Genomic DNA, 21,848 nt, shown 5'->3' with positions numbered 1-21,848 from the left:
GAAAAGATTAAACTGCAACTACTTCTTGTACAGCACCTTGCTCGGCACCAAATATCTGAGCGAAGTACACATCCTCCAAGTCGGCAGCTACTGATTCAAAGGAAGCATCAGGGAGACTTTCAGCATAAACATGAATAATAGGTTTTCCAGAAATCAGCTTCTCGGACACCACTTTATAATTTGCTTTATAGTCTTCAAGCTCTGTTTTTTCTATCACCTTTCTCCAAATCTTGCCCTTTATGGTATCAATAGATTCGATTGGATTGCCTTTTAAAAGTACTTCTCCTTTGTTAATGATAGCCATATCTGTACACAGCTCTTTCACATCATCCACGATGTGAGTTGATAAAATCACCACCGTGTTTTCTCCCAGTTCACTCAATAGATTATGAAACCTATTTCTCTCAGCAGGATCAAGTCCGGCAGTGGGCTCATCCACTATGATCAGCTTAGGGTCGCAAAGTAAAGCCTGAGCAATACCAAATCGCTGCTTCATACCTCCAGAAAATCCTCCTAAATTCTTCTTCCTAGAATCGTACAAATTGGTTTTTTGCAATAAGGAAGCGACCAATTCTTTCCGCTCTGATCGCTTAGTAACGCCCTTCAACACCGCCAAATGATCTAGTAGTACTTCAGCCGATATTTTTGGATAAACACCAAACTCCTGTGGCAGATAGCCCAATAATTTTCTTACCTCATCTTTTTGTTTGAGTACGTCTATCTCCCCAAAGGTTATGGAACCCGTGTCAGGTTCTTGTAGGGTAGCTAGGGTTCGCATTAAGCTGGACTTTCCTGCACCATTTGGTCCGAGCAGACCAAACATTCCAGTATTAATTTCAAGATTTACACCCTTGAGTGCATGGACACCATTGGCATAAGTTTTAGATAGGTTTTTAATTTCGAGTTTCATAAGGTAGTAAAGGGTTTTCGTTTAATGTCAGTTGATCTGGTTCGTCTAAACTAACCACTCTGTGCAAGACACAGAAATTCAACCGAACATTCATTAGTGCCCGCCCCTTCACAATTCTTACAAATGGAAATGAAAACTTAGAAAAAGCTTAGGAGAAGATTTCCTCAAGCTTCTCATTGGTGAGTGGCTTGCTCACAAAACCAACAATATCTTGGTTATCACCAGCTCGATCTATATCCGATTGAATCACAGATGAGGTGACCATATACAAACTGATTTTGCTTTTGATATCCTTAGAGATGTGGGCATAATCTTCCAAGAAGCCCCATCCATCCTTGACAGGCATATTTACGTCCAGCATGACCAAATCTGGTGCATTGCCATTGGCTCCTTCAGTTTCTAATTTTTTGAAAAAATCGATAGCCTCCTGACCATTATAAAAGTTCAGAATATCGCATTCGATATTTTTCATCTCGATTTGCTTTTTGATGATCAGTTGAAAAACTTCATCATCATCAATTACCGCAATTTTCTTTTTCTCGCTCATTTACAACAATTCCTAAAATCAAGCGCTACTTTTTAGCTGGTTGTTAGTAGGTTAAGATTAACCTTCCCCAAAATTAATAATAAAATTCGATCCTTTCCCCATTTCGCTCTCAACTCTGATCGTTCCGCCCATGGACTCCACTTGCGCCTTAGTGATAAAGAGTCCAACACCACGAGCATCAGGATGGTTATGAAAGGTTTTTCTTAGGCCAAATATTTTACTCCCGTATTTATTAATATCAATTCCCAAACCATTATCCTTCACTTCCAGTCTTTTCATTCCGTCATGCAAAGTAGTTTTGACTTGAATTATCAGCTTTCTTTTGGGGTCAGCATACTTCAGACCATTAGTTATCAAGTTAATCAAAATACTTTCAATATAAACTTTTGGGTAGGTAATCTCATCAAAAGCAGTAAAATCACTTTCTATCTCCCCTTCTGATTCCAATAATTCGTTTTTGATACTCGCAAGTATTTTGTTGAGCGCACTAGACAGTCTAACTTTTCTTTTTCGCTTGTCCAATTCCCATGAGGACTTCACTACCTCATTGAGTTCTACAATTGTTTCATCCAGGTTGGCAACACCTTTCTTCAGATTTTCCCAAACAAATAATTCTGTAGCCGCATCTTGATCACTTTCTTTGATTTGAATCAGAGACATCATATTTGTGATTGGCGCTCTGAGGTTATGAGAAGCGATATGCGCAAATTCCTCCAATTGATGATTTTGCCTGGTTAGATGATTATTTAAGTGTTTTAAGTTTTTTTCATTCTCCAAAATCTTCTCCTGAGCCAATTTTCTATCCGTAATATCATAAATGGCTATTTGCACGGCTGGTTCTCCCTCGAAAGAGATCAAAGTGCCCATAGCCTCTACCCAGATGATGCTGCCGTCCATGCATATAAACTTCTGCTCATTTTTATGAGCTGTTTTCTTTGTATAAATGTTATGTATACGCTGACTCGCCACTTCATGAGAGTCTGGATGAATAAAATCCATTGGACTCTTTCCCAAAATCTGCTTAGCGGATTTGGCCTTTGTCAATCTGACTGCTTCCGCATTTATTTTCTTAATAATGCCTTTAGAGTGAATGATTATACCAACGGGTGAATGATCAAACAAAGACTGTAGACGCTGGGCATCATCTGAAACTCTGGACTCACTTCTGATAATCTCTCTCCTTCTTTTATTGATTTCTGTAACGTCCTGAAGACTGGTTAGAGATTTTTCAAAATTCCCTTGATTGTCTTTTACCACAACAGATGAAAATAAAACATCCATCACCTCTCCATTTTTCTTCACAAACTGAAAAGGCACATCCTTGCAGTATCCAGTTTTGACATATTCAGGAAAGACCTTTGTCATCCCATAAGACTTAGACTCGGGTGTAAGAAGATCAAAAGCCATCTTACCTATTACCTCCTCTCGTGTATAGCCAGTAGTTTCTAAAAAATAATCCCCCGCTTCTATGATATGACCTTCCGCATCTACCGAATTGAACAGTGCAGGAGTATTATGATAAAGCGCTTTGAATTTTTCCTCACTCTCCTCGAGTTGCTTGGTTCTTCTGATTCGATCAAGTTCTGTAATCGCCCTGGTTGAAAAAATTCTGAGTATTTTTTCATAATGCTGAAAAGTGTGGTAGTATTTCTGAAACAATACACACATCACACCAGCTGGCTTGTCCTGATGATCAGGATAAAATAATGGAATTCCAATAAATCCTTGGACATCATATTTTTTGAATGGTTCGAAGGTCGGATATACCAATTGACAATCTGCAGGAATACTTAGGATCTCTTGATGATGAAGATGTTCAAAAGGAGACCCTGCTATATCAAAGGTTTCGTTTTCCAACATCTTGTTATAAGTGGAGAAAGACACTGCACTCAAGCCTTCATTTTCAAATAAGGCAATAAATGAATAATCTCCATTAAATGCCTTGCAAAACTGACGTGTCAAATGATCTAAAAACGCATGGCCTGTAGAAGAAGCTGTACCCTGATAAATGTCCTGAATCAGGTTATAATATTGGATGAGTTCAGCTTCTCGTTTTTTTCTATTTGTAATTTCTTTAACTAAAGCTATCACCTCACTGGCAGAAGAGGGCTCTATTTCGACCTCAAAATATCTTCCATCACCCTCTCGTTCTGGTACAGAAAAGTAGGTGACTTCTGATTTTTGATTGTCCAAACAGAACTTTATCACATCTACCCCATTGGGCAAATAATCGAACTCATTAATATTTCTTCCCACCAAATTTCCTGTAAAGGGTAGTGCATTGAAATCCTTATGAATGTGACATTCCAATATCACCCCATGCTTATCAATTCTGAAAATTGGGTATTTGACTACACTAAGTAAGTTTTTCTGGATGTCTATCTCACTCATCGACTTTTGCACATGGTCTATTTTGACCGATAGGTGTTAGGTTATTTTATTATTACGAACTGCGCCAGTTTATGGAATAATACAAGTAAGACCTTTCAAATAGATCGGAAAATATACAGAATAAATGGCAAAACTGAATGGTAGAAACATAAGAATCATACGATATTTCCATTTTTCAATTCAAATTTTCCCAATCTTACAATTTTCTTCTCCAGCCTAGTGGTTTTCTTTGTTTACATCTAGTCATCTCGTATTTTTGCGCTTCATAGAAATTCATAAATCATGCAGAGAGACCAACAAGTTTTTGACTTAATCGAAAAGGAAAGACAACGCCAAGAGAATGGCTTAGAATTGATCGCTTCGGAAAATTTTGTTTCCGCTCAAGTGATGGAAGCCGCAGGTAGTGTATTGACCAATAAATACGCTGAAGGATTACCAGCCAAAAGGTATTATGGCGGATGTGAGGTGGTAGATCAGACCGAAAATATCGCTATCGAAAGAGCCAAAGAATTGTTTGGAGCTACATGGGCTAACGTACAGCCTCATTCTGGTGCTCAGGCCAATGCTGCTGTGATGCTTGCATGCTTAAAACCAGGTGATAAAATCTTGGGATTTGATCTTTCTCATGGAGGTCACTTGACACATGGTTCACACGTAAATTTTTCAGGAAAACTATACGAACCACATTTCTATGGTGTAGACAAAGAAACTGGCAGAATAGACTACGATCAACTCGAAGAAGTAGCAAAGAAAGAAAAGCCAAAAATGATCATTTGTGGTGCATCTGCCTATAGTAGAGACTGGGACTATGCTAAATTCCGTGAAGTGGCTGACGAGGTGGGTGCTATCCTGCTAGCAGATGTCTCTCACCCTGCAGGATTGATTGCCAGAGGATTATTGAACGATCCGCTAGAATACTGTCACATCATTACTACTACAACTCACAAGACCTTGAGAGGCCCAAGAGGTGGAATGATCTTAATGAGAGAAGATTTTGAAAATCCATTTGGCCTTAAAAATCCAAAAGGTGAATTGAGAAAAATGACGGCTTTATTGGACTCTGGTGTATTTCCAGGCACACAAGGCGGCCCATTGGAGCACATCATAGCAGCCAAAGCTATCGCTTTTGGAGAAGCACTTTCTGATGACTATATGAACTATATTGTCCAGGTTCAGAAAAATGGTCGTGCTTTGGCGGAAGCTTTCATGAGTAAAGGATATCACGTGATTTCTGGCGGTACGGACAACCACTGTGCCCTGATAGATTTGAGATCAAAAGACCTGACTGGTAAACTGGCAGAAAATTCTTTGGTTAAAGCAGACATCACTGTCAACAAAAATATGGTGCCATTCGACGACAAATCTCCATTCGTAACATCTGGTATCAGAGTGGGTTCTGCAGCTGTCACAACCAGAGGTATGAAAGAAGCAGATATGAGTAAAATTGTGGATTTGATTGATACTGTTTTGATGAATCCAGAAAGTGAAGAGAACCTAACTGCAGTAAGAGGACAAGTCAACAACTGGATGGCTGACTTTCCGTTATACAAGCATTTGGATTCTCTAGTATAAGTAGATGCAGCAACTGCCCCCGGATCAACAACACCTTGCGGAACAAACTGAGATGTCCTTTTTGGATCATCTCGAAGAATTGAGATGGCACATCATTCGTGCCTTCATTGCCATTAGTGTGTTCACTATTGCGGCTTTCGTTTCCAAAGAATTCGTATTTGGCACCTTGATCCTAGGGCCTTCTAGAATTGATTTTTGGACTTATCAGCAACTCTGCTATCTATCTGAACTCATTCAGATAGAAGCTTTGTGCATTGATCAGTTGCCGTTCATTATTCAGAGTCGTCAAATGACTGGGCAGTTTACCATGCATATTACCTCCTCATTTGCAGTGGGTATTATAGCGGCCTTTCCCTATGCGTTTTGGGAAATATGGAGGTTCATTAGTCCTGGTCTCTATATTAAGGAAAGAAAACTAGCCCGTGGTGCAGTTTTCTATGTGAGCCTTTTGTTTACTATTGGCGTACTTTTTGGGTATCTGATCCTTACCCCCCTTTCAGTGAATTTTTTGGCCAACTACCAATTGGATCCTTCCATATTAAACGAGTTTGACATTGTTTCCTATGTATCCACTATTACTACACTTGTGTTGGCCTGCGGATTGCTGTTTCAGTTGCCCATGGTCGTTTACTTTTTGACAAAAGCTGGGCTACTCACACCAGACATCATGAGAAACTATAGGAAGCATGGGATTGTGGTCATCTTTTTACTTGGAGCCATGCTCACACCACCAGACCCATTTAGCCAGATTCTGATAGCCATTCCATTGATCGGATTGTATCAGTTTAGTATTATGATTTCGAATAATACGTACAAGAAAATATCAAGAGATTTAGATTAATTTTATAAGCAAAACCCATTACCATGAAAATTGCCATAGGAGGAGATCACGCTGGATTTGATTACAAAAAGGAAATTATTTCAATGCTAGAAGCACAAGGACATACCCTACAGGATTTCGGCCCTAATTCAGCTGATTCTGTGGACTACCCAGATCACGTGCATCCTTTGGCTGCTTCAATTGAAAAGTCTGACAACGAACTTGGCATTTTGATTTGTGGAAGTGGCAATGGTGTGGCTATGACTGCCAACAAACACCAGGGCATTCGTGCGGCACTGTGCTGGCAAAAAGAATTGGCAGAACTTGCGCGCCAGCACAACAATGCCAATGTGATGGCAATTCCTGCCAGATTTGTTTCTCTAGATACAGCCAAGGAAATGGTATCAGCTTTCGTATCCACTGACTTTGAAGGTGGCAGACACCAAAACAGAGTGGACAAGATTTCTTGCTGATACAGCACTACTCCTTCAATAAATAAATTTCTGGATATCCCTCGTGATGAATGTATTGCGAGGCTATGGTTGGCATAGTTCCCAGCAATTCGGGCATGGATTCTTCCTGATCAATGATCACCTCTGGCAAGTCTTCACTAAAATTCACAAAGACTTCCGCGCTATTGTCATAGTAATTGAGATGTTTCAACTGAATCTGACTCAGTCGCCAATTGAGATAAGGTGTGGCCAGAGACGCATTTTTATAATGGTGTAGCTCATCTCCCAAAACCAAAACTTTCTTACCATTTACCAGCTTACCGTAAACACTTTTTTCAATCATCACAGGTTCATAACTAACAAATTGATCCACATGAAACCATTTTTTGGAAATTAATAAGTGATTAAACAATATTAAAATCACTATGATCCCAACACTCAGTTCTGCGATCAACCAATGTTTGATAAGCAGTAAATAATGCACAACAAAAAAGGCTACTGTTGGTACAAAAAATATGAGCTGATAAGTAGAAACCTCTCTGGCCATCATCAATGCCAAAAAGCCCGAAAGGAAAAACATGAGCATCACCTGCTGAATCTTCTCCTGAAAATTGATGTACTTGCCAAGCTTCCGAACTTTATAAATAGAGGTAATGAAAATCAAAAGTGGTACTGCCGTAGCCAAAGTCAGCTCTGTCCAGTTCAGGTATTTAATCGTATCAATAACCCAAAGTGACTTAAACACGTGGTGCTGGAAAATTAAGAAATCGTCGAACCAGAAAAAATACAAACCAGCAAAAGCAAGAACAAGCGCAAATCCATAGATCAGTAGCATCATTCGCCTAATAATAGAGCCTGTATAAAGTATCAATGAAAGAATAGTAACTACAAAAAACCAAATGGAAGGAAGATAAAATAAAGTCGCAACCCCTAAGTAAACACCTGTAAATATGAAAAGCTCATCTTTGGTTTGATTGTCCATACGCTTGAATAGATTGTTCATGGCTAGCAAAACAAAAGTCATACTCATCAAGACAGGAGACAAGGTGAGAAAATCAAAAAAGGCATTCATAAAGATCATATAGATCAATGCGGGCACGTATGTACTGCTGTTATAAGCCTTATTGCGAAGCATTACGTTATTAAAAATACCAGCCTGCACGACTACGAGAATGATGGATAGTATAAAATAGGGCACACGGGTTTTTCCAAAAAAGACAAACAGCCACTTATATACAAAAACAGAAAGTGGCGCAGTATAGTCCCAAACATCCTGATACATAATGTAATCTGCAGATCCTAAGCGCTCTCCGATCAGCAACCACTTAAGCTCTGGCAAAATCATAGACACCCCAGAAATAAATATGGGCACCCGAATCACTAGGAGCAAAAGAAAAACGCCGATTAAACGGTATGGATCGTTGGTTTTGAAAAATGTAAGCAAGGATTATTGCATTTGACTTGGTAAAAATTTAATGAGCAGGCAAAGTTAGTTTTTATAATCAGTCCGAGACACTTGATTCTTAGCTTATAAAAAATTGAATCACTCAATGGCGACGAAAATAAGGTTTTATTAAAATATAATATAAATTAATCGGGATATTTGCCGAGAGATATGAGTAGTACAAGACAACTGAAGTATGCAGGGTTAATAAAAAAAGACCTGAGCGAATTATTCCAAAGAGATACCAGACATTGGTTTGGCAAGGCCTTCATCACAATCACGGATGTGGAAGTGAGTCCAGACCTTAGTTTTGCCAAGATATTTTTAAGTTTAATGATGGTAGATGACGAGCCCGCTTTTCTTGAATTAATAAAATCCAAAAAGAGTGAAATTAGAAAAGCCCTTGGATTGAAAATAGGAAAGCAAGTTCGAGTGGTACCAGACCTCAATTTTTACCTAGACGATACGCAAGAAAACGCACAAAAAATTGAAGACCTTTTGTCAGGACTTCATATTCCACCAGCTCCGGAAGAAGACGAAAGCGAAGACTAACATTTGAATCTCCCGTTATTTATATCGAAGCGCTATTTCTTCTCTAAGAAGAAGAAAAATTTTATCAATATCATCGCCATTATTTCTATGCTGGTAGTGTCTATTGGGACAGCTGCTCTAATCATTGTGCTTTCCGTGTTCAATGGCATGGAAGGCCTTCTACGGTCGATATATGGCACTTTTGATGCACCACTTCAGGTACTGCCTAGTGAGGGCAAATCGTTTATATATACCACTGACTTAAAAGACAAAATCATAAGCATAGATGGAATATTGGACATTACTGAGGTCATAGAGGACAATGCGCTGATACGCTATAGTGATGCGCAAATGATCGTGAAGATTAAAGGGGTGAGCGACAACTTCATTGCGCAAGGTCGCATGGAAAATGCGATCCGCCAGGGTGAACTCAAATTTCAAGATGGCAATACTTCGTATGCGATTATCGGAAGAGGTATTCAGTTTAACCTGGGTGTTTCATTGAGAAATGATTTTTTGGCCCTTCAGTTTTTCTATCCCAAAAACACTAAGCCAGGCACGTTAGATCCATACAAACATTACAATCGCGCCAACATCATGCCAGGAGGTGTTTTTGCGCTAGAGCAGCAATACGACGACAATTATGTTTTCGTTCCGCTTGCTTTCACCGAAAAACTATTTGACTACAAAGACAAGAGAACTTCTCTTGAATTGATGGTGGATCCAGACAAAGATTTACTGACCATTCAAGCGGGGCTTGCCGAGCAACTGGGGCGTGATTTCATGGTACTAAATAGCGACCAGCAGCACGCAGATTTGTACAAAGTACTGAAGATTGAAAAGCTATTTGTGTTCATCATCTTTTCTATGATTGTAGGCATTGCCTCTATCAACATATTCTTCTCTCTCTCCATGCTAGTCATTGAGAAGAAACCAGACATTAGCAGCCTATTTGCCATGGGTGCTTCAAAAAAATTGATTCGGAAAATATTTTTAATGGAAGGTGCCATCATTGCTTTTATTGGGGCTGGCAGTGGCCTTGTTTTAGGTTTTTCGATTTCATGGCTGCAGCAAACTTATGGCCTGGTCTCCATGGGGGTAGCCTCCTCTGTGACTCAGGCATATCCAGTAGAAATTATCGGGACAGATTTCCTGTTTACTGCATTTACAATCATTTTCATCACCTTTGTCGCTTCCATACAGCCAGCAATCATGGCTTCTCGCCAAGGTATACAGCGAGTATAAAACAGCCCATTATCGTGGAGGACAAAAAGAAACCAAAACGCCACACCCCAAAAGAAGCTAAACTCAAAGCCGCTAATTTTTGTGCATATCAAGAGCGATCTCAAAAAGAAGTTCGAAACAAACTTTATGATCTGGGGCTGTATCCTGATGAAGTAGAAGAGGTCTTGACAGATTTGATTATGGACAATTTTGTCAATGAGGAGCGATTTGCTAAAGCTTATATAGGCGGAAAATTTCGAGTCAAAAAGTGGGGGCGCAAAAAAATACTCATTGGCCTCGCACCTCACAAGCTATCACCCTACTGCGTCAAAAAAGGATTGGAAGAAATTGACGAAGAAGATTATATCCATACCCTAGAAGAACTAATCTTGAAGAAAGCAAATGCTGTCAAAGAAACTGATTTATTCAAAAAAAGAAATAAGGTGGCCGTTCATGCCATTTACAAAGGGTTTGAATCCGATTTGGTGTGGGAAACCGTGAAGCGATTAGTAAACTGAACTTTTGCCAGCTAATAGAAGTTAGGTAAAAACGAGTTCTTCAAAATCAGGACTATTTATTATCTTAACAAAGCTAATATAGACGACTCAACTTAATGGATATAAAACCAGCATCACAGAGGATTTTAGATCAATTGACCTACCTTTTAGAAAATCTCACCAACGACGAGTACAGCAAAACACTCTCTGTTCTTCACGACAATTCTATCGGTCAGCACATGCGACATACTTTGGAATTTTTCACTTGCCTGATGACAGGACGACCACTAGGATTGGTCAACTATGACGAAAGAGAGCGAGATGTTTTTCTTGAGAGCAATACTTTAGAAGCACTAAGTACTATTTCAACTCTAAAAGTGGAATTTGCAAATATTGTTGATAATCAACCACTCATCTTGGTTCGCCAAGGGTACGATCTGTCCTCAAATGAGAAACATGAAGTGGAAAGCAATTTATATCGCGAATTGATCTACAATATAGAACATGCCGTTCATCACATGGCGCTGATGAAGATTGGCTTGAAGGAAATCAAGTCAGAATTAGAGCTGCCTAAAGACTTCGGAGTTGCCAGCTCGACGATCAAATTTCGCCAATCCCAACAAGCCAGCGCCTAATATCATCATGATGAATATTGCGGTCGAAACCGATGAGAAAATTCAAGAACCCGCCCAGGAAAAGACACTTTATGATAAGTTGAGCACGCATGTAGTTTGGGCAAAAATATTCAGGTGGGAGTTTTGGCCGTTTTCTGTTTTCTATTTTCCAGTGATGTTTTATTGGGTTTGGCTTTCGCTAAAAACCCGTTCCTTGTTTTTTTTTACAGCTTCCAATCCCACCATCGAATTCGGGGGAATGTTGGGTGAGTCTAAGGATAAAATATTCCAACTCATTCCCAAGCAATATATTCCTAAAACCTATAAACTACATGCTTCTGTAGATCAGGAAAGCTTTCTTGACCGACTACAGTTGGAAGGCCTAAACTATCCTTTCATTCTCAAACCAGACATTGGAGAGCGTGGCTGGATGGTCGAGCTAATCAAAACAAAAGATGATTTATCCAACTACCTGAATCGCATCCAAGTAGATTTTTTGGTACAAGAATATGTTTCTTATGAAGTGGAATTGGGTGTATTCTATTATCGCTATCCGAATTGCGATCATGGCACAGTCAGCTCCATTGTGATGAAAGACATGCTCAGTGTCTTGGGTGATGGCGAGCGCAACATAGCATCACTCATGGCAGATGATGCCCGATCCAAAATGCACATAGAAACCCTGCGAGCAAAAAATCCAAAACAGCTGGATCAAATCCCAGCTAAAGGAGAAAAAGTGGAGATTAACTCGATTGGTAATCACTCCCGAGGTACGACTTTCCTCAATGGCAATCATTTGATCAATAAAAGGCTAATTAAGATAATGGACAAGATCAGCAGCCAAGTCGACGGTTTCTATTTTGGGAGATACGATTTGAGATGCAGATCTGTAGAGGATTTATACAAGGGTGAGCATTTCAAAATCCTGGAACTGAATGGTGCAGGTGCCGAACCTGCACATATTTACCACCCTGGTTTTTCATTGATTCAAGCCTATAAGGACATCATTCACCATCTGAAGGTATTGGCAGATATCAGCATGATAAATCATAAAAGAGGAGTTTCGTATTACAGTTTTCGTGAAGGCATGAAAGATATCTTGAAAATCAGGGAATATAATCAGCAGAAAGTTTCATGAGTATATTGATTCTTTTTGGAGTAGCATTTTTGTTCAGTTTTATTGGATCAATTCCACCAGGCAGTATCAACATCACCATTTTACAATACGCGCTGGAAAAACGCATCAAGGCAGCTTATGCATTTGCAACAGCGGCCGCACTTACTGAATATCTATACGCTGCCATTGCTGTACGTTTTCAAATTTATTTGACGGCAAATGCCAATGTCTCGCAATACTTTCAGGTCATCTCAGGATCTGTACTGATCCTATTAGGAGTTTTGAATCTGCTCAAAAAACCAGACCAATCGAATCCCACAGCAATTGGAGAAAAACGAAACGCTTTCAAAAAAGGCATACTGCTCAGTCTGACCAATCCGCTCGCCATTCCCTTTTGGCTGATGGTGACAGCTTACTTGCAAAGCATGGGCTTAGTCTCCCTCACCCATCAAAATTTCTGGATTTATGTAGCAGGTGTTTCAGTTGGCACCTTCTGTTTGCTAATATCTGTGATTCATTTGGGTTCCAGGTTTACAGCTACCCAAGGCAATACCTTTCTGATCTATCGCGTCCCTGGGCTAATCTTTATTGGGATAGGGATTTGGAGTTTTGTTACTTAGATCAATTGTATTTGGTGCTATCTTTATAAGATAGATATTTAGACCAAATCTCATATACTTGAATGTTACTATTAGCTAAAAAAACGAAAAAAATAGAGCCCGCTGGATTATTTCTACTACATTTTCTCAAATCCATTGCTTTACTTTTACTTTCCTCCAGTCTTTTCGCACAGCCAACGGATCCGGTCTTCGTACTGAACAACCCGAAAGGACACTATGCTGATGTATTCAGGTTCCATGTAACAAGTGATCGAACCACCGCAATTACAGTGAGTCGCGACAAAAGCATATGCTTTTGGGATATTGCAAGTGAAACACTCACAAAAAAAATATGGTTCGACATGGGAACGGGCGAAAAAGGAAAACTATTGGACTCCGATTTTGATGCTAAAACAAATCTCTTGGCTGTTGCTCGAATAAATTCTGAGGGACAAGCAGTAGTCAATCTGATGGATATCACTACTACAAAAATCATTGGCACATTTGGAGGGTTTTCGAAAGAGCTAGGTACAGTACGATTCGATCCCAACTCAAGATATATTTTGACTGCAAGTGGTCTCAATAGTTTTCGGGAGCCACTTAAACTTTGGGCACTTCCAACTAAGTCCAAAGAACCATTCTTCAAAGAAAATCCGAGTACTATTGAAAATGATCATGAGGTTTCCAGTATTATTTTTTACGACAAGAATAGTAAAATATTAACCTTTGGGAATCCTACGTTTAAACATACTCGAAATTCTAACTTCAGCATAGAATTTAATCGAAATACCATACCACCATTTAATATTAAGAAGATTAAACACCCTATAAAAGAAAACCCACAAACAGGTGTTTATCTAAATAAATCTAATTCCTTCCTGTTTGTCTCTCCAAAAGGTAAAGTTCAGATTTTTGACAAAACTGGGAAAATAAAAGAGCTTTATCAGAGTTCAATTACACAATATTCTGATCTTTTTATTTCTCCATCAGAAAACTTAGCTATTGTTCGGTTTTCAAATTCTACTTCCTCAGAAGCATTACTTTTGAATATTGCTAATAGAGAATATTATCGCATAGATTTTTCATTCGATCAGCTATGTTTCTTAAATGAATCTACAGTACTTGTTACAAGCGAAGGAAAGCTTCAAACTTTGAAACTTGAAGATCAATTGGACTCAACTTCCAAAAATTTTTATCAACACAATAAAAAGGGAAATTCAGAAATTGCATTTGGAGCTAATAAGATTGTATTATATGATGATTTAGGTAAATGCTTTTCCTTTTCTGAACTTTCACTTTTTACCAACCCAATAATATCTGATGCATTTTCGTTTAGAAAAACTTCCCATAATGATGTAACAGTCGAAAAAAAAGAATGGCACATGTTACTCATTAACGACAAAACAATTCGCCTGACTCCATTTTATTCTAACAAAAATTTTTCATTCCTAAATAGTGGGAATTTATTAGTTTCAATGAATCATACTTTCAGCTCTCATTTTCATACAACGGAGGCAAAAACTCTACTATATCAGCCCAATTTAAAGAGTGAATATTTACTGCCACTAAAAGAATTTGGAGGCTACCAATTTAACTTAACAGGAATAGCACCTTCCCCTGAAATATCGTCTTCCTTATTTATAACACAAGATTTGAATGGTAGAATTGATTTGTATGATGAATTCTCAGAAAAAAGGAATATGAGTCTGAGGCTGGATTACTCAACCGGACACATCAATACAAATTTCAAAAATTTTGACCTCATATATCCGAACTTAAAAGTTAAGGTACATTCAGATTATGAAGGAAATCTTACCAACAATGACGTGCTATATAGCATAAACGATCGTTTGTTTGATTCGGATAACTACGGTTTTTTAGGATTGTCACGATTGGAATTTTTGAATCCACTGGAGGCAGTCAAACTTCAAGCAAAACGTGGAGAAGAAATCATAACCAGTTATGAGTACCTAAATGCCACTCCAGTTCTACCTCCTCTACTGTCTTATTATGAACAAGACAATGAATGGCTCTGTTGGACACAAGAAGGTTACTATGCTTCGTCTGCTGGAGGTGAGCGTTTGGGTGGCTGGGTTGTCAATCAAAATGTTAATCAAATCGCTGAATACCATCCGTTGTATGATTTCAAAAAAGAGTATTATAAACCAAGCCTCATCAAGTTAATAACCGAAGAAGAGTCGTTCGACCAAGCTATGACACTCTACAATCGCACCGCGATAGTGCCGCTCTCCAAAAATGCGAAGGTGACCGATAACCTGCCTCCAAGTGTACAATGGATTACGCCAATGATCAAGGACACAACGTATCAGAAAAATGCTGTTATCCTAAAGACCAATGTACAATCTGCTTCTCCTGTCACCAATGCCAAAGTTTTACTCAATGGACGTACGATTATCCGATGGGATCAAATAAAAATAACCAACCAAGGTGAATCCAATTATCAGTTGTCCTTTGAAATGGAACTTCTGTTACTGGAAAATACGATCAACATATTTGTTGAAAATGAGCATGGGTCTACTATTTCAGAGGAACGTATATTAAGATCGGAGAAACTACAGCAAGGCTTGGAACGGTACAAACCTAATCTGTATCTTCTGAGCATAGGAGTCTCTCAACATAGCAATCCCAATTATAGTCTTAGTTATGCTGATAAAGACGCACTAGAAATATCATCGCTTTATCGGGGTCAAAAGGGGAGGCTATTCAAAGATGTATTTGATAAAACTTTGACAGATAAACAAGCTACTAGGAGCAACATACTAGATGCCTTTTATTGGCTTGAAGAAAATGCGACACAGAAGGACGTTGTACTCATATTTATCGCATCACATGGCATCAATCAAAAGGAGCGATTCTACATTTTGCCATATGACGGTGATCCCAACCGTATTCGAATTACAGGTGTAGATTGGCTAGATTTCTCCGACGTACTAGGTAACCTTCCATCCAAAGTACTGGTATTCATTGACGCTTGCCATAGCGGTAAACTCGGCACCAATCTATTAGCAAGTAGAGGAGAAACAGACCTGTTGGAAGCTATTCGAACGTTAGCTACTGAAGAGAATGGAGTCGTCATCATGGCAGCCTCAACAGGAAAGGAATATTCGTATGAAAAACCCGAATGGGGTCATGGTGCATTTACGCTAGCTCTGCTCAATGGCTTGAAAGATGGTAAAGCTGATTTGAATCAGGACGGGATCGTTAACATCAGAGAAATTGATTACTTCGTGGCAGAACGTGTCAAAGAGCTCACACATGGCAAGCAACATCCAACAACCCAAAAGCCCAGTGTTGTAGCAGAGTTTCCTCTTATTCAAATTGAATAAGAAGTATGGTGATAATAAAAAAATTCACTCAAACCATCAATACTACATTTAGGTATTCATAAAAATTCCCTATACTTGCAATACTACATTTAGATATTGCTATTATGAAGAAGTATCAACTAGGTGAATTTGAAGAGATCGTTTTGCTGACCGTGGGGGTCTTATATGACAATGCCTATGGCGTGGCGATCAAGGATGAAATAGAAAAACGGCTAGAGCGGAAGGTGAGCTTGGGCGCTTTGCAGTCTGCACTTCGGCGAATGGAAACCAAAGGCTTTTTGGAATCCGAAACTGGTGAGATGACCGAAAAACGTGGTGGTAAACCTAAACGTTTTTTCAAGATGACCAGCTTTGGCCGAAGGGCTTTGGAATACAATCGAGATGTACGTGCGGAACTGTGGAAAGCACTGCCAGATCTAGTGATTGAAGCCAAATTCGTATGATCAAGAAAATTGCAGATCGGTTATTTAAGTGGTATTGCCATCCAGACTACTATCCTGATATCCAAGGCGACTTGGAAGAGCTCCATCAAGATCAACTAGAGCAGTTCCCAAAATCTGCAGAACTCAAATACCTGAAAGAGGTCATCAAACTTTGCAGACCAGCACTGATCAGACCCCTTTTCAAAAACTCATTATTTAACTCCACAGGCATGTTCAAAAACTATTTCAAAATCAGCTTCCGTAATCTGGTGAAGCAAAAAGTATTTTCAGCAATTAATATTACAGGACTAGCCATTGGTCTTTCAGCATTCTTACTCATCAATCAATATGTGGCCTTTGAAAAAAGTTATGACCAGTTTTTTACAGATGCTAACCAGTTGTATCGACTCACAACAGATCAGGTGCTTGATGGCGTCATTGGCACGAGAGATGCCATGTCTTTTGCCCCCTCTGGAGCGGCCCTGGTTGAGCAAGTTCCTGAGATCATCAATTCGACTCTGACCTTTCAATTCAACGAATTGATTCTCCGAAAAGGGGATCGATCCTTTATCGAAAAACGTGCTATAGCAGCCGACACCAACTATTTTGAACTGTTTGATTATCAGGTATTGAGTGGTGATCCCAATACCATGCTGACAGAGCCTAACTCCATTATACTAACTGAATCCAGAGCCAAAGCCTATTTTGGAGATATCAATCCTGTGGGACAATCCATCATGCTGCTTGGCGGATTTCACAAAAATTTTAAAGTCACAGGGGTAATTCAGGATATTCCAGAAAACACGCATTACAAATTCGACCTGATGATATCCATAAGTAGCATAGAAGAAAGATTAAAAGAAGATGACTGGAGGTCTTTCAACTACTATACCTATTTGAAACTAGCACCGCAGGTCGAAATTCAAGCTTTAAGAGCCAAACTCCCACGAATGTTTGAATTATCAGGAGAAAATGAGTCTGATACAGACCTTGAATTCTACCTTCAGCCGGTAGAAGACATTCATCTTTATTCTGATTTTACTTACGAACCAGAGATTCACGGTAGTGCCAATACGGTCATTTTCCTTAACGTAATTTCTATTCTCATCATCATCATTGCCTGGGTCAATTATATCAACCTATCAACGGCCAAAGCAATTGATAGAGCAAGAGAAGTCGGTGTTAGAAAAGCTATTGGAGCACATAGGATTCAACTCGTAATACAGTTTTTATTTGAGTCTTTAATTTTGAATTTGTTAGCCGCTGGATTCGCTATTTTAATTGCCCAACTGGTTTATCCAAACTTTAATCAACTGGTTGGAAAGGATGTAATAGGTAGTGTTTGGCTAGACCAACTGTTTTTAACTAAAGTCTTCTCTTTTGCTTTAGTAGGAACTGTGGTTTCTGGATTGTATCCAGCTTTTGTCCTGTCCAATTTTCAAGCAGTAACTGTACTCAAAGGCAAATTCAGAAATTCCGCCAAAGGAACGTTTTTACGAAAAGGACTGGTCATTGTACAGTTTACCGTTTCACTGATGCTAATCGCAGCTACTTTTATCATTAACCAACAGGTGAATTATATGCAATCTGTAGATAAGGGACTTGATATGGATTTCGTAGTCGGGGTGAGGCGACCGCGCTACACCGACGATAATAGGGAAGCTGCTATTGAAAACCTCAAGCAATTTCAACAATCACTTTTAAACCATCACGCCATTACAGATGTAGGGTTTTGCAATACATTGCCGGGTGGAAGCAGCTCAGATATTGGCTCAACAACAGGAGAAATTCAGATTCCAGGTAAAACAGATATTATAAAAGGCACCACCTATTTGCAAAGGTGTGACGAAAATTATTTCGATGCAGTAGGAATTAGACTCTTGGCTGGCAGAGGTTTTAAGTCAGAATTGGCATCTGACACGTCTGCTATCATTGTGAATGAATCATTTATGAAAAAATTGGGCGTTCAGGATAATGAGTCCATGCTAAACGAATTCATCCAGTTTGGGGATGATGAAGACGGGCGCAAATATAGATTGATCGGGGTCATAGCTGACTATAATCGGACCTCGTTGAAAAATACAGTAGAGCCCACTTCCACTTTTTATCACACCTATGCTCACTATGCTGCTATAAAGATGAATCAACAGAACTACAAGGACGGATTAGCTCATTTGGAAAATACCTACCAAAGCTTTTTCCCTAATACACCTTTGTCTTATTCCTTTTTAGACGAAAGATTCAATGCGCTGTTCCAGGAAGATCAGCAATTTGGAAAAGTCGTCGCCACCTTCTCCATACTAGCCATTATTGTCGCCTCACTTGGGCTATTTGGTCTATCTGCTTTTATGGCTATCAATCGAGCAAAAGAAGTGGGTATCAGAAAAGTGCTAGGTGCTACTATTCCTCAGATACTTATGATCTTCTACAGAGAGTTTGTCGTGTTGATTGGATTATCTGCTGTGGTAGGAATTCCATTGGTCTATTACACCATGGATGGATGGCTCGACAACTATGCCTATCGGGTAGATTTTCCTTGGATATTCATTGGGATGGCAATCTTATTAGTCATTTCGTCTGCCCTTCTCACCGTAGGTTATCAAACCATCCGTGTGGCAATCAAAAATCCAAGTGAGACCTTGAGGTATGAGTAATAAACAAGCAAGCTCATGATCAAGCGATTAGCAGATCGGTTATTTAAGTGGTATTGCCATCCAGACTACTATCCTGATATCCAAGGGGACTTGGAAGAGCTCCATCAAGATCAACTAGAGCAGTTCCCAAAATCTGCAGAACTCAAATACCTGAAAGAGGTCATCAAACTTTGCAGACCAGCACTGATCAGACCCCTTTTCAAAAACTCATTATTTAACTCCACAGGCATGTTCAAAAACTATTTCAAAATCAGCTTCCGTAATCTGGTGAAGCAAAAAGTATTTTCAGCAATTAATATTACAGGACTAGCCATTGGTCTTTCAGCATTCTTACTCATCAATCAATATGTGGCTTTCGAAAAAAGTTATGACAGGTTTTTTACAGATTCTGATCGACTCTATAGACTCACCACGGATCAAATTGTAGACGGAGTAATAGGAGCCAGAGATGCCATGGCCTTTAACCCAGCAGCCAAAACATTGGATGACATAATTCCAGAAATTATTGGACACACCACCACGTACAAACTGTCCGATCTGACTTTTCGAAAAGGGGAACAATCCGTAAATGAACCTCTGGTAGTCGCAGCAGACAGCAATTATTTACAACTTTTTGATTATCAGGTGATTCATGGGGATTTGGCTTCTATGCTGTCAGAGCCATACACCATGGTTCTAACTAAAAACAAAGCGAAAATATATTTTGGAGATTCAAATCCTGTTGGGCAAACCGTAGAGTTGTTGGGTAATTTCGAAAAGCCATTCAAAGTAACTGGAGTAATACAAGACGTTCCCGAAAACACGCATTACAAATTTGAAATCCTGCTTTCCTTGAGCACGCTACAGAAACAGCTAGATAAACAAGGCTGGAATTACAACAATTATTACTCATATATAAAACTTGCTCCATTAGCAGATATTGAGGTAGTGAGGGCAAAGCTCCCTCCTGTTTCGGACTATGTGAGTACCACTAGCTTGTCCTTTAATTTGCAATCTGTAGAAAGTATTCATTTGCATTCAGACATGACTTACGAACCAGAAATTAATGGCAGTGCAGAAATGGTAGATTTTTTAAACATCATTTCTATTCTGATTCTGATTATTGCCTGGGCCAATTATATCAACCTTACCACTGCTAAGTCTATCAACAGAGCCAAAGAAGTTGGTCTCCGAAAGACTGTTGGAGCAAATAAGATTCAATTAATCACGCAATTTATGATAGAGTCCTTTTTGCTGAATTTTATCTCTGCATTTTTGGCACTGATGATTGCCGAAGGGCTCTACCCTTTTTTCAACCAATTGGTTGGCAAACCTATCATAACTGATATCTGGAGCAATAGGGATTTCACAATTTTATTAGTAACGCTCTCCCTAATCGGAACATTAGTCACTGGACTATACCCCTCATTTGTTCTATCCAGTTTTAAACCCTCTCTGGTTCTAAAAGGAAAATTTAAAACCTCTGTGAAGGGCACATTACTAAGAAAAGGATTAGTTGTCTTTCAATTTGCGGCTTCACTGATATTAGTCGCTACCACTTTGATTGTAGAAAAACAAATAAGCTATATGCTTAATAAAGAAAAAGGCCTAGATGTAGCATACGTCGTTGGATTCAAAAACCCAAGATTAAAAGAGTATCAAGGAGAGGTTTTATCCGATAAACTTAGGCAGTTCAAGCAAGCGCTTATGTCTCACCATGCCATTGAAAATGCTGGACTAACCTCGGCACTTCCTGGAGGTGACGCCTCGTCCATATGGTCTACGTCTGATCCAGTAAAAATAAACGGCAAAACCAATTCTCTTGAAGGCACAACCTACTTACTTGTTTGTGATGAAAATTTCCTTCCTTCCATCGGCGCCAAATTACTCGTTGGTCGTTCATTTGATCCTGCTATTCAATCAGATTCCTCTTCTGTCATAATCAATCAGGCATTTCTAAATCGCTATGGTTTAAAAAATGCCTCATCAGTTTTAGGGGATTACATTCAGTTTGGAGAAGATATTGGGGGTAACAAATATAGAATCGTAGGGGTTGTAGGAGATTACCATAGATCCTCTTTCAAAGCCTCTTTGGAGCCCACTGCTATGTTTTTCACAGATCGCACCAGCAAGTCTGTAGTCAGATTAAATAAGAAAAATTATGATCAGGGGTTGGATCATCTGGAACAGACCTGGAGTCAGTACTTTCCCAATGCTCCTTTTTCCTATACTTTTTTAGATCAAAAATTTGAGACACTTTACGAAGAAGACAAACGGTTTGGCTACATCACATCCATTTTTTCCGTCTTGGCTATTTTCATTGCCTCACTTGGTCTTTTCGGATTATCAGCTTTTATGGCAACCCAAAGATCAAAAGAAGTAGGTATCCGAAAAGTATTAGGCGCTTCCATTCCACAGATACTTATCATCTTTTATCGTGAATTTGTGGTTTTAATCGGATTATCGGCTGCAGTAGGCATTCCGCTCGTTTATTTCACCATGGACAATTGGCTCAATAATTATGCTTATCGCGTCACGTTTCCCTGGATCTTTGTTGGGGCAGCTATCATATTAGTCATTGCATCCGCACTTCTCACCGTAGGTTATCAAACCATCCGCGTGGCAATCAAAAATCCAAGTGAGACCTTGAGGTATGAGTAAAAAATGTATATCGTGTTATAGGTTAGGATTTAAACCCTAACCTATAAAGATATTATTTCCATTATCT

17 protein-coding genes are annotated in these 21,848 nt (G+C 39.2%); 13 read left to right on the top strand and 4 right to left on the bottom strand.

The genetic code is table 11. The annotated features are described in order from the left end of the window. Nucleotides 1–7: 7 nt before the first annotated feature. From B9A58_RS13800 to B9A58_RS13790, 3 genes are all read right to left on the bottom strand, one after another. Nucleotides 8–910, bottom strand: coding sequence for an ABC transporter ATP-binding protein (locus B9A58_RS13800; protein ID WP_084373458.1), 903 nt, complete (start codon nt 908–910; stop codon nt 8–10). Nucleotides 911–1,058: 148 nt separating this feature from the next. Next, nucleotides 1,059–1,457: a response regulator gene (locus B9A58_RS13795; RefSeq protein ID WP_084373457.1), complete on the bottom strand. Its 399-nt coding sequence runs from the start codon at nt 1,455–1,457 to the stop codon at nt 1,059–1,061. A gap of 57 nt (nt 1,458–1,514) precedes the next feature. Beyond that, the gene (locus B9A58_RS13790; protein ID WP_084373456.1) at nt 1,515–3,848 is read right to left on the bottom strand and encodes a PAS domain S-box protein; all 2,334 of its coding nucleotides are present in this window, start codon (nt 3,846–3,848) and stop codon (nt 1,515–1,517) included. A 282-nt stretch (nt 3,849–4,130) separates the two neighbouring features. Here B9A58_RS13790 and B9A58_RS13785 point away from each other — a divergent pair, with 282 nt between their 5' ends. From B9A58_RS13785 to rpiB, 3 genes are read left to right on the top strand one after another with little or no spacing between them, the layout of a single operon-like run. After that, nucleotides 4,131–5,420: a serine hydroxymethyltransferase gene (locus B9A58_RS13785; protein WP_084373455.1), complete on the top strand. Its 1,290-nt coding sequence runs from the start codon at nt 4,131–4,133 to the stop codon at nt 5,418–5,420. Between the two features lie 13 nt (nt 5,421–5,433). Then, nucleotides 5,434–6,261 carry a twin-arginine translocase subunit TatC gene (gene tatC, locus B9A58_RS13780; RefSeq protein ID WP_394334431.1) on the top strand — a complete coding sequence of 276 codons (828 nt, stop codon included), beginning with the start codon at nt 5,434–5,436 and terminating at the stop codon, nt 6,259–6,261. A gap of 17 nt (nt 6,262–6,278) precedes the next feature. After that, a complete protein-coding gene (gene rpiB / locus B9A58_RS13775; RefSeq protein ID WP_139793895.1) occupies nt 6,279–6,713 on the top strand; it encodes a ribose 5-phosphate isomerase B in 435 nt (144 codons plus the stop codon). Between the two features lie 7 nt (nt 6,714–6,720). Here rpiB and B9A58_RS13770 read toward each other — a convergent pair whose 3' ends face one another. Beyond that, the gene (locus B9A58_RS13770) at nt 6,721–8,136 is read right to left on the bottom strand and encodes a hypothetical protein (protein WP_139793894.1); all 1,416 of its coding nucleotides are present in this window, start codon (nt 8,134–8,136) and stop codon (nt 6,721–6,723) included. Between the two features lie 171 nt (nt 8,137–8,307). On the opposite strand from B9A58_RS13770, the gene B9A58_RS13765 reads away from it, so the two are divergent. The 10 genes from B9A58_RS13765 (at nt 8,308) to B9A58_RS13720 (ending at nt 21,781) form a co-directional block, all read left to right on the top strand. Then, on the top strand, nt 8,308–8,688 hold the full coding sequence (locus tag B9A58_RS13765) for a ribosome-binding factor A (RefSeq protein WP_084373451.1): 381 nt from the start codon (nt 8,308–8,310) through the stop codon (nt 8,686–8,688). 3 nt (nt 8,689–8,691) lie between these two features. Next, on the top strand, nt 8,692–9,912 hold the full coding sequence (locus B9A58_RS13760; RefSeq protein ID WP_084373450.1) for an ABC transporter permease: 1,221 nt from the start codon (nt 8,692–8,694) through the stop codon (nt 9,910–9,912). Between the two features lie 14 nt (nt 9,913–9,926). Beyond that, nucleotides 9,927–10,409 (top strand): regulatory protein RecX, encoded by a 483-nt coding sequence (locus tag B9A58_RS13755; RefSeq protein WP_084373449.1) that lies wholly within the window; start codon nt 9,927–9,929, stop codon nt 10,407–10,409. A 95-nt stretch (nt 10,410–10,504) separates the two neighbouring features. Continuing rightward, the gene (locus B9A58_RS13750) at nt 10,505–11,023 is read left to right on the top strand and encodes a hypothetical protein (protein WP_084373448.1); all 519 of its coding nucleotides are present in this window, start codon (nt 10,505–10,507) and stop codon (nt 11,021–11,023) included. Nucleotides 11,024–11,030: 7 nt separating this feature from the next. Further along, nucleotides 11,031–12,140, top strand: a complete 1,110-nt coding sequence (locus B9A58_RS13745) for an ATP-grasp domain-containing protein (RefSeq protein WP_084373447.1) — start codon at nt 11,031–11,033, stop codon at nt 12,138–12,140. Continuing rightward, complete coding sequence (locus B9A58_RS13740; RefSeq protein WP_084373446.1) at nt 12,137–12,739, top strand: LysE family transporter; 603 nt, start codon at nt 12,137–12,139, stop codon at nt 12,737–12,739. The genes B9A58_RS13745 and B9A58_RS13740 overlap by 4 nt, the downstream gene beginning before the upstream one ends. A 62-nt stretch (nt 12,740–12,801) precedes the next feature. Next, a complete protein-coding gene (locus B9A58_RS13735; protein WP_084373445.1) occupies nt 12,802–16,065 on the top strand; it encodes a caspase family protein in 3,264 nt (1,087 codons plus the stop codon). A 104-nt stretch (nt 16,066–16,169) separates the two neighbouring features. Then, nucleotides 16,170–16,508: a PadR family transcriptional regulator gene (locus B9A58_RS13730; RefSeq protein WP_084373444.1), complete on the top strand. Its 339-nt coding sequence runs from the start codon at nt 16,170–16,172 to the stop codon at nt 16,506–16,508. Beyond that, nucleotides 16,505–19,141 (top strand): ABC transporter permease, encoded by a 2,637-nt coding sequence (locus B9A58_RS13725; protein WP_084373443.1) that lies wholly within the window; start codon nt 16,505–16,507, stop codon nt 19,139–19,141. Before B9A58_RS13730 ends, B9A58_RS13725 begins: the two co-directional genes overlap by 4 nt. A 15-nt stretch (nt 19,142–19,156) precedes the next feature. Further along, nucleotides 19,157–21,781 carry an ABC transporter permease gene (locus tag B9A58_RS13720; RefSeq protein ID WP_084373442.1) on the top strand — a complete coding sequence of 875 codons (2,625 nt, stop codon included), beginning with the start codon at nt 19,157–19,159 and terminating at the stop codon, nt 21,779–21,781. Nucleotides 21,782–21,848: the final 67 nt, after the last annotated feature.

Source organism: Reichenbachiella faecimaris (genome assembly GCF_900176375.1).
GTDB lineage: Bacteria > Bacteroidota > Bacteroidia > Cytophagales > Cyclobacteriaceae > Reichenbachiella > Reichenbachiella faecimaris.
This window is presented reverse-complemented; position numbering and strand designations above follow the sequence as displayed.

What these genes read in the sequence shown, in the direction of transcription:
- B9A58_RS13725 (WP_084373443.1), top strand. Translation starts at nt 16,505, where the DNA reads ATGATCAAGAAAATTGCAGATCGGTTATTTAAGTGGTATTGCCATCCA.
- B9A58_RS13765 (WP_084373451.1), top strand. Translation starts at nt 8,308, where the DNA reads ATGAGTAGTACAAGACAACTGAAGTATGCAGGGTTAATAAAAAAAGAC.
- B9A58_RS13730 (WP_084373444.1), top strand. Translation starts at nt 16,170, where the DNA reads ATGAAGAAGTATCAACTAGGTGAATTTGAAGAGATCGTTTTGCTGACC.
- B9A58_RS13800 (WP_084373458.1), bottom strand. Translation starts at nt 910, where the DNA reads ATGAAACTCGAAATTAAAAACCTATCTAAAACTTATGCCAATGGTGTC.
- B9A58_RS13785 (WP_084373455.1), top strand. Translation starts at nt 4,131, where the DNA reads ATGCAGAGAGACCAACAAGTTTTTGACTTAATCGAAAAGGAAAGACAA.
- B9A58_RS13720 (WP_084373442.1), top strand. Translation starts at nt 19,157, where the DNA reads ATGATCAAGCGATTAGCAGATCGGTTATTTAAGTGGTATTGCCATCCA.
- B9A58_RS13790 (WP_084373456.1), bottom strand. Translation starts at nt 3,848, where the DNA reads ATGAGTGAGATAGACATCCAGAAAAACTTACTTAGTGTAGTCAAATAC.
- B9A58_RS13735 (WP_084373445.1), top strand. Translation starts at nt 12,802, where the DNA reads ATGTTACTATTAGCTAAAAAAACGAAAAAAATAGAGCCCGCTGGATTA.
- B9A58_RS13750 (WP_084373448.1), top strand. Translation starts at nt 10,505, where the DNA reads ATGGATATAAAACCAGCATCACAGAGGATTTTAGATCAATTGACCTAC.
- B9A58_RS13740 (WP_084373446.1), top strand. Translation starts at nt 12,137, where the DNA reads ATGAGTATATTGATTCTTTTTGGAGTAGCATTTTTGTTCAGTTTTATT.
- B9A58_RS13795 (WP_084373457.1), bottom strand. Translation starts at nt 1,457, where the DNA reads ATGAGCGAGAAAAAGAAAATTGCGGTAATTGATGATGATGAAGTTTTT.
- B9A58_RS13745 (WP_084373447.1), top strand. Translation starts at nt 11,031, where the DNA reads ATGATGAATATTGCGGTCGAAACCGATGAGAAAATTCAAGAACCCGCC.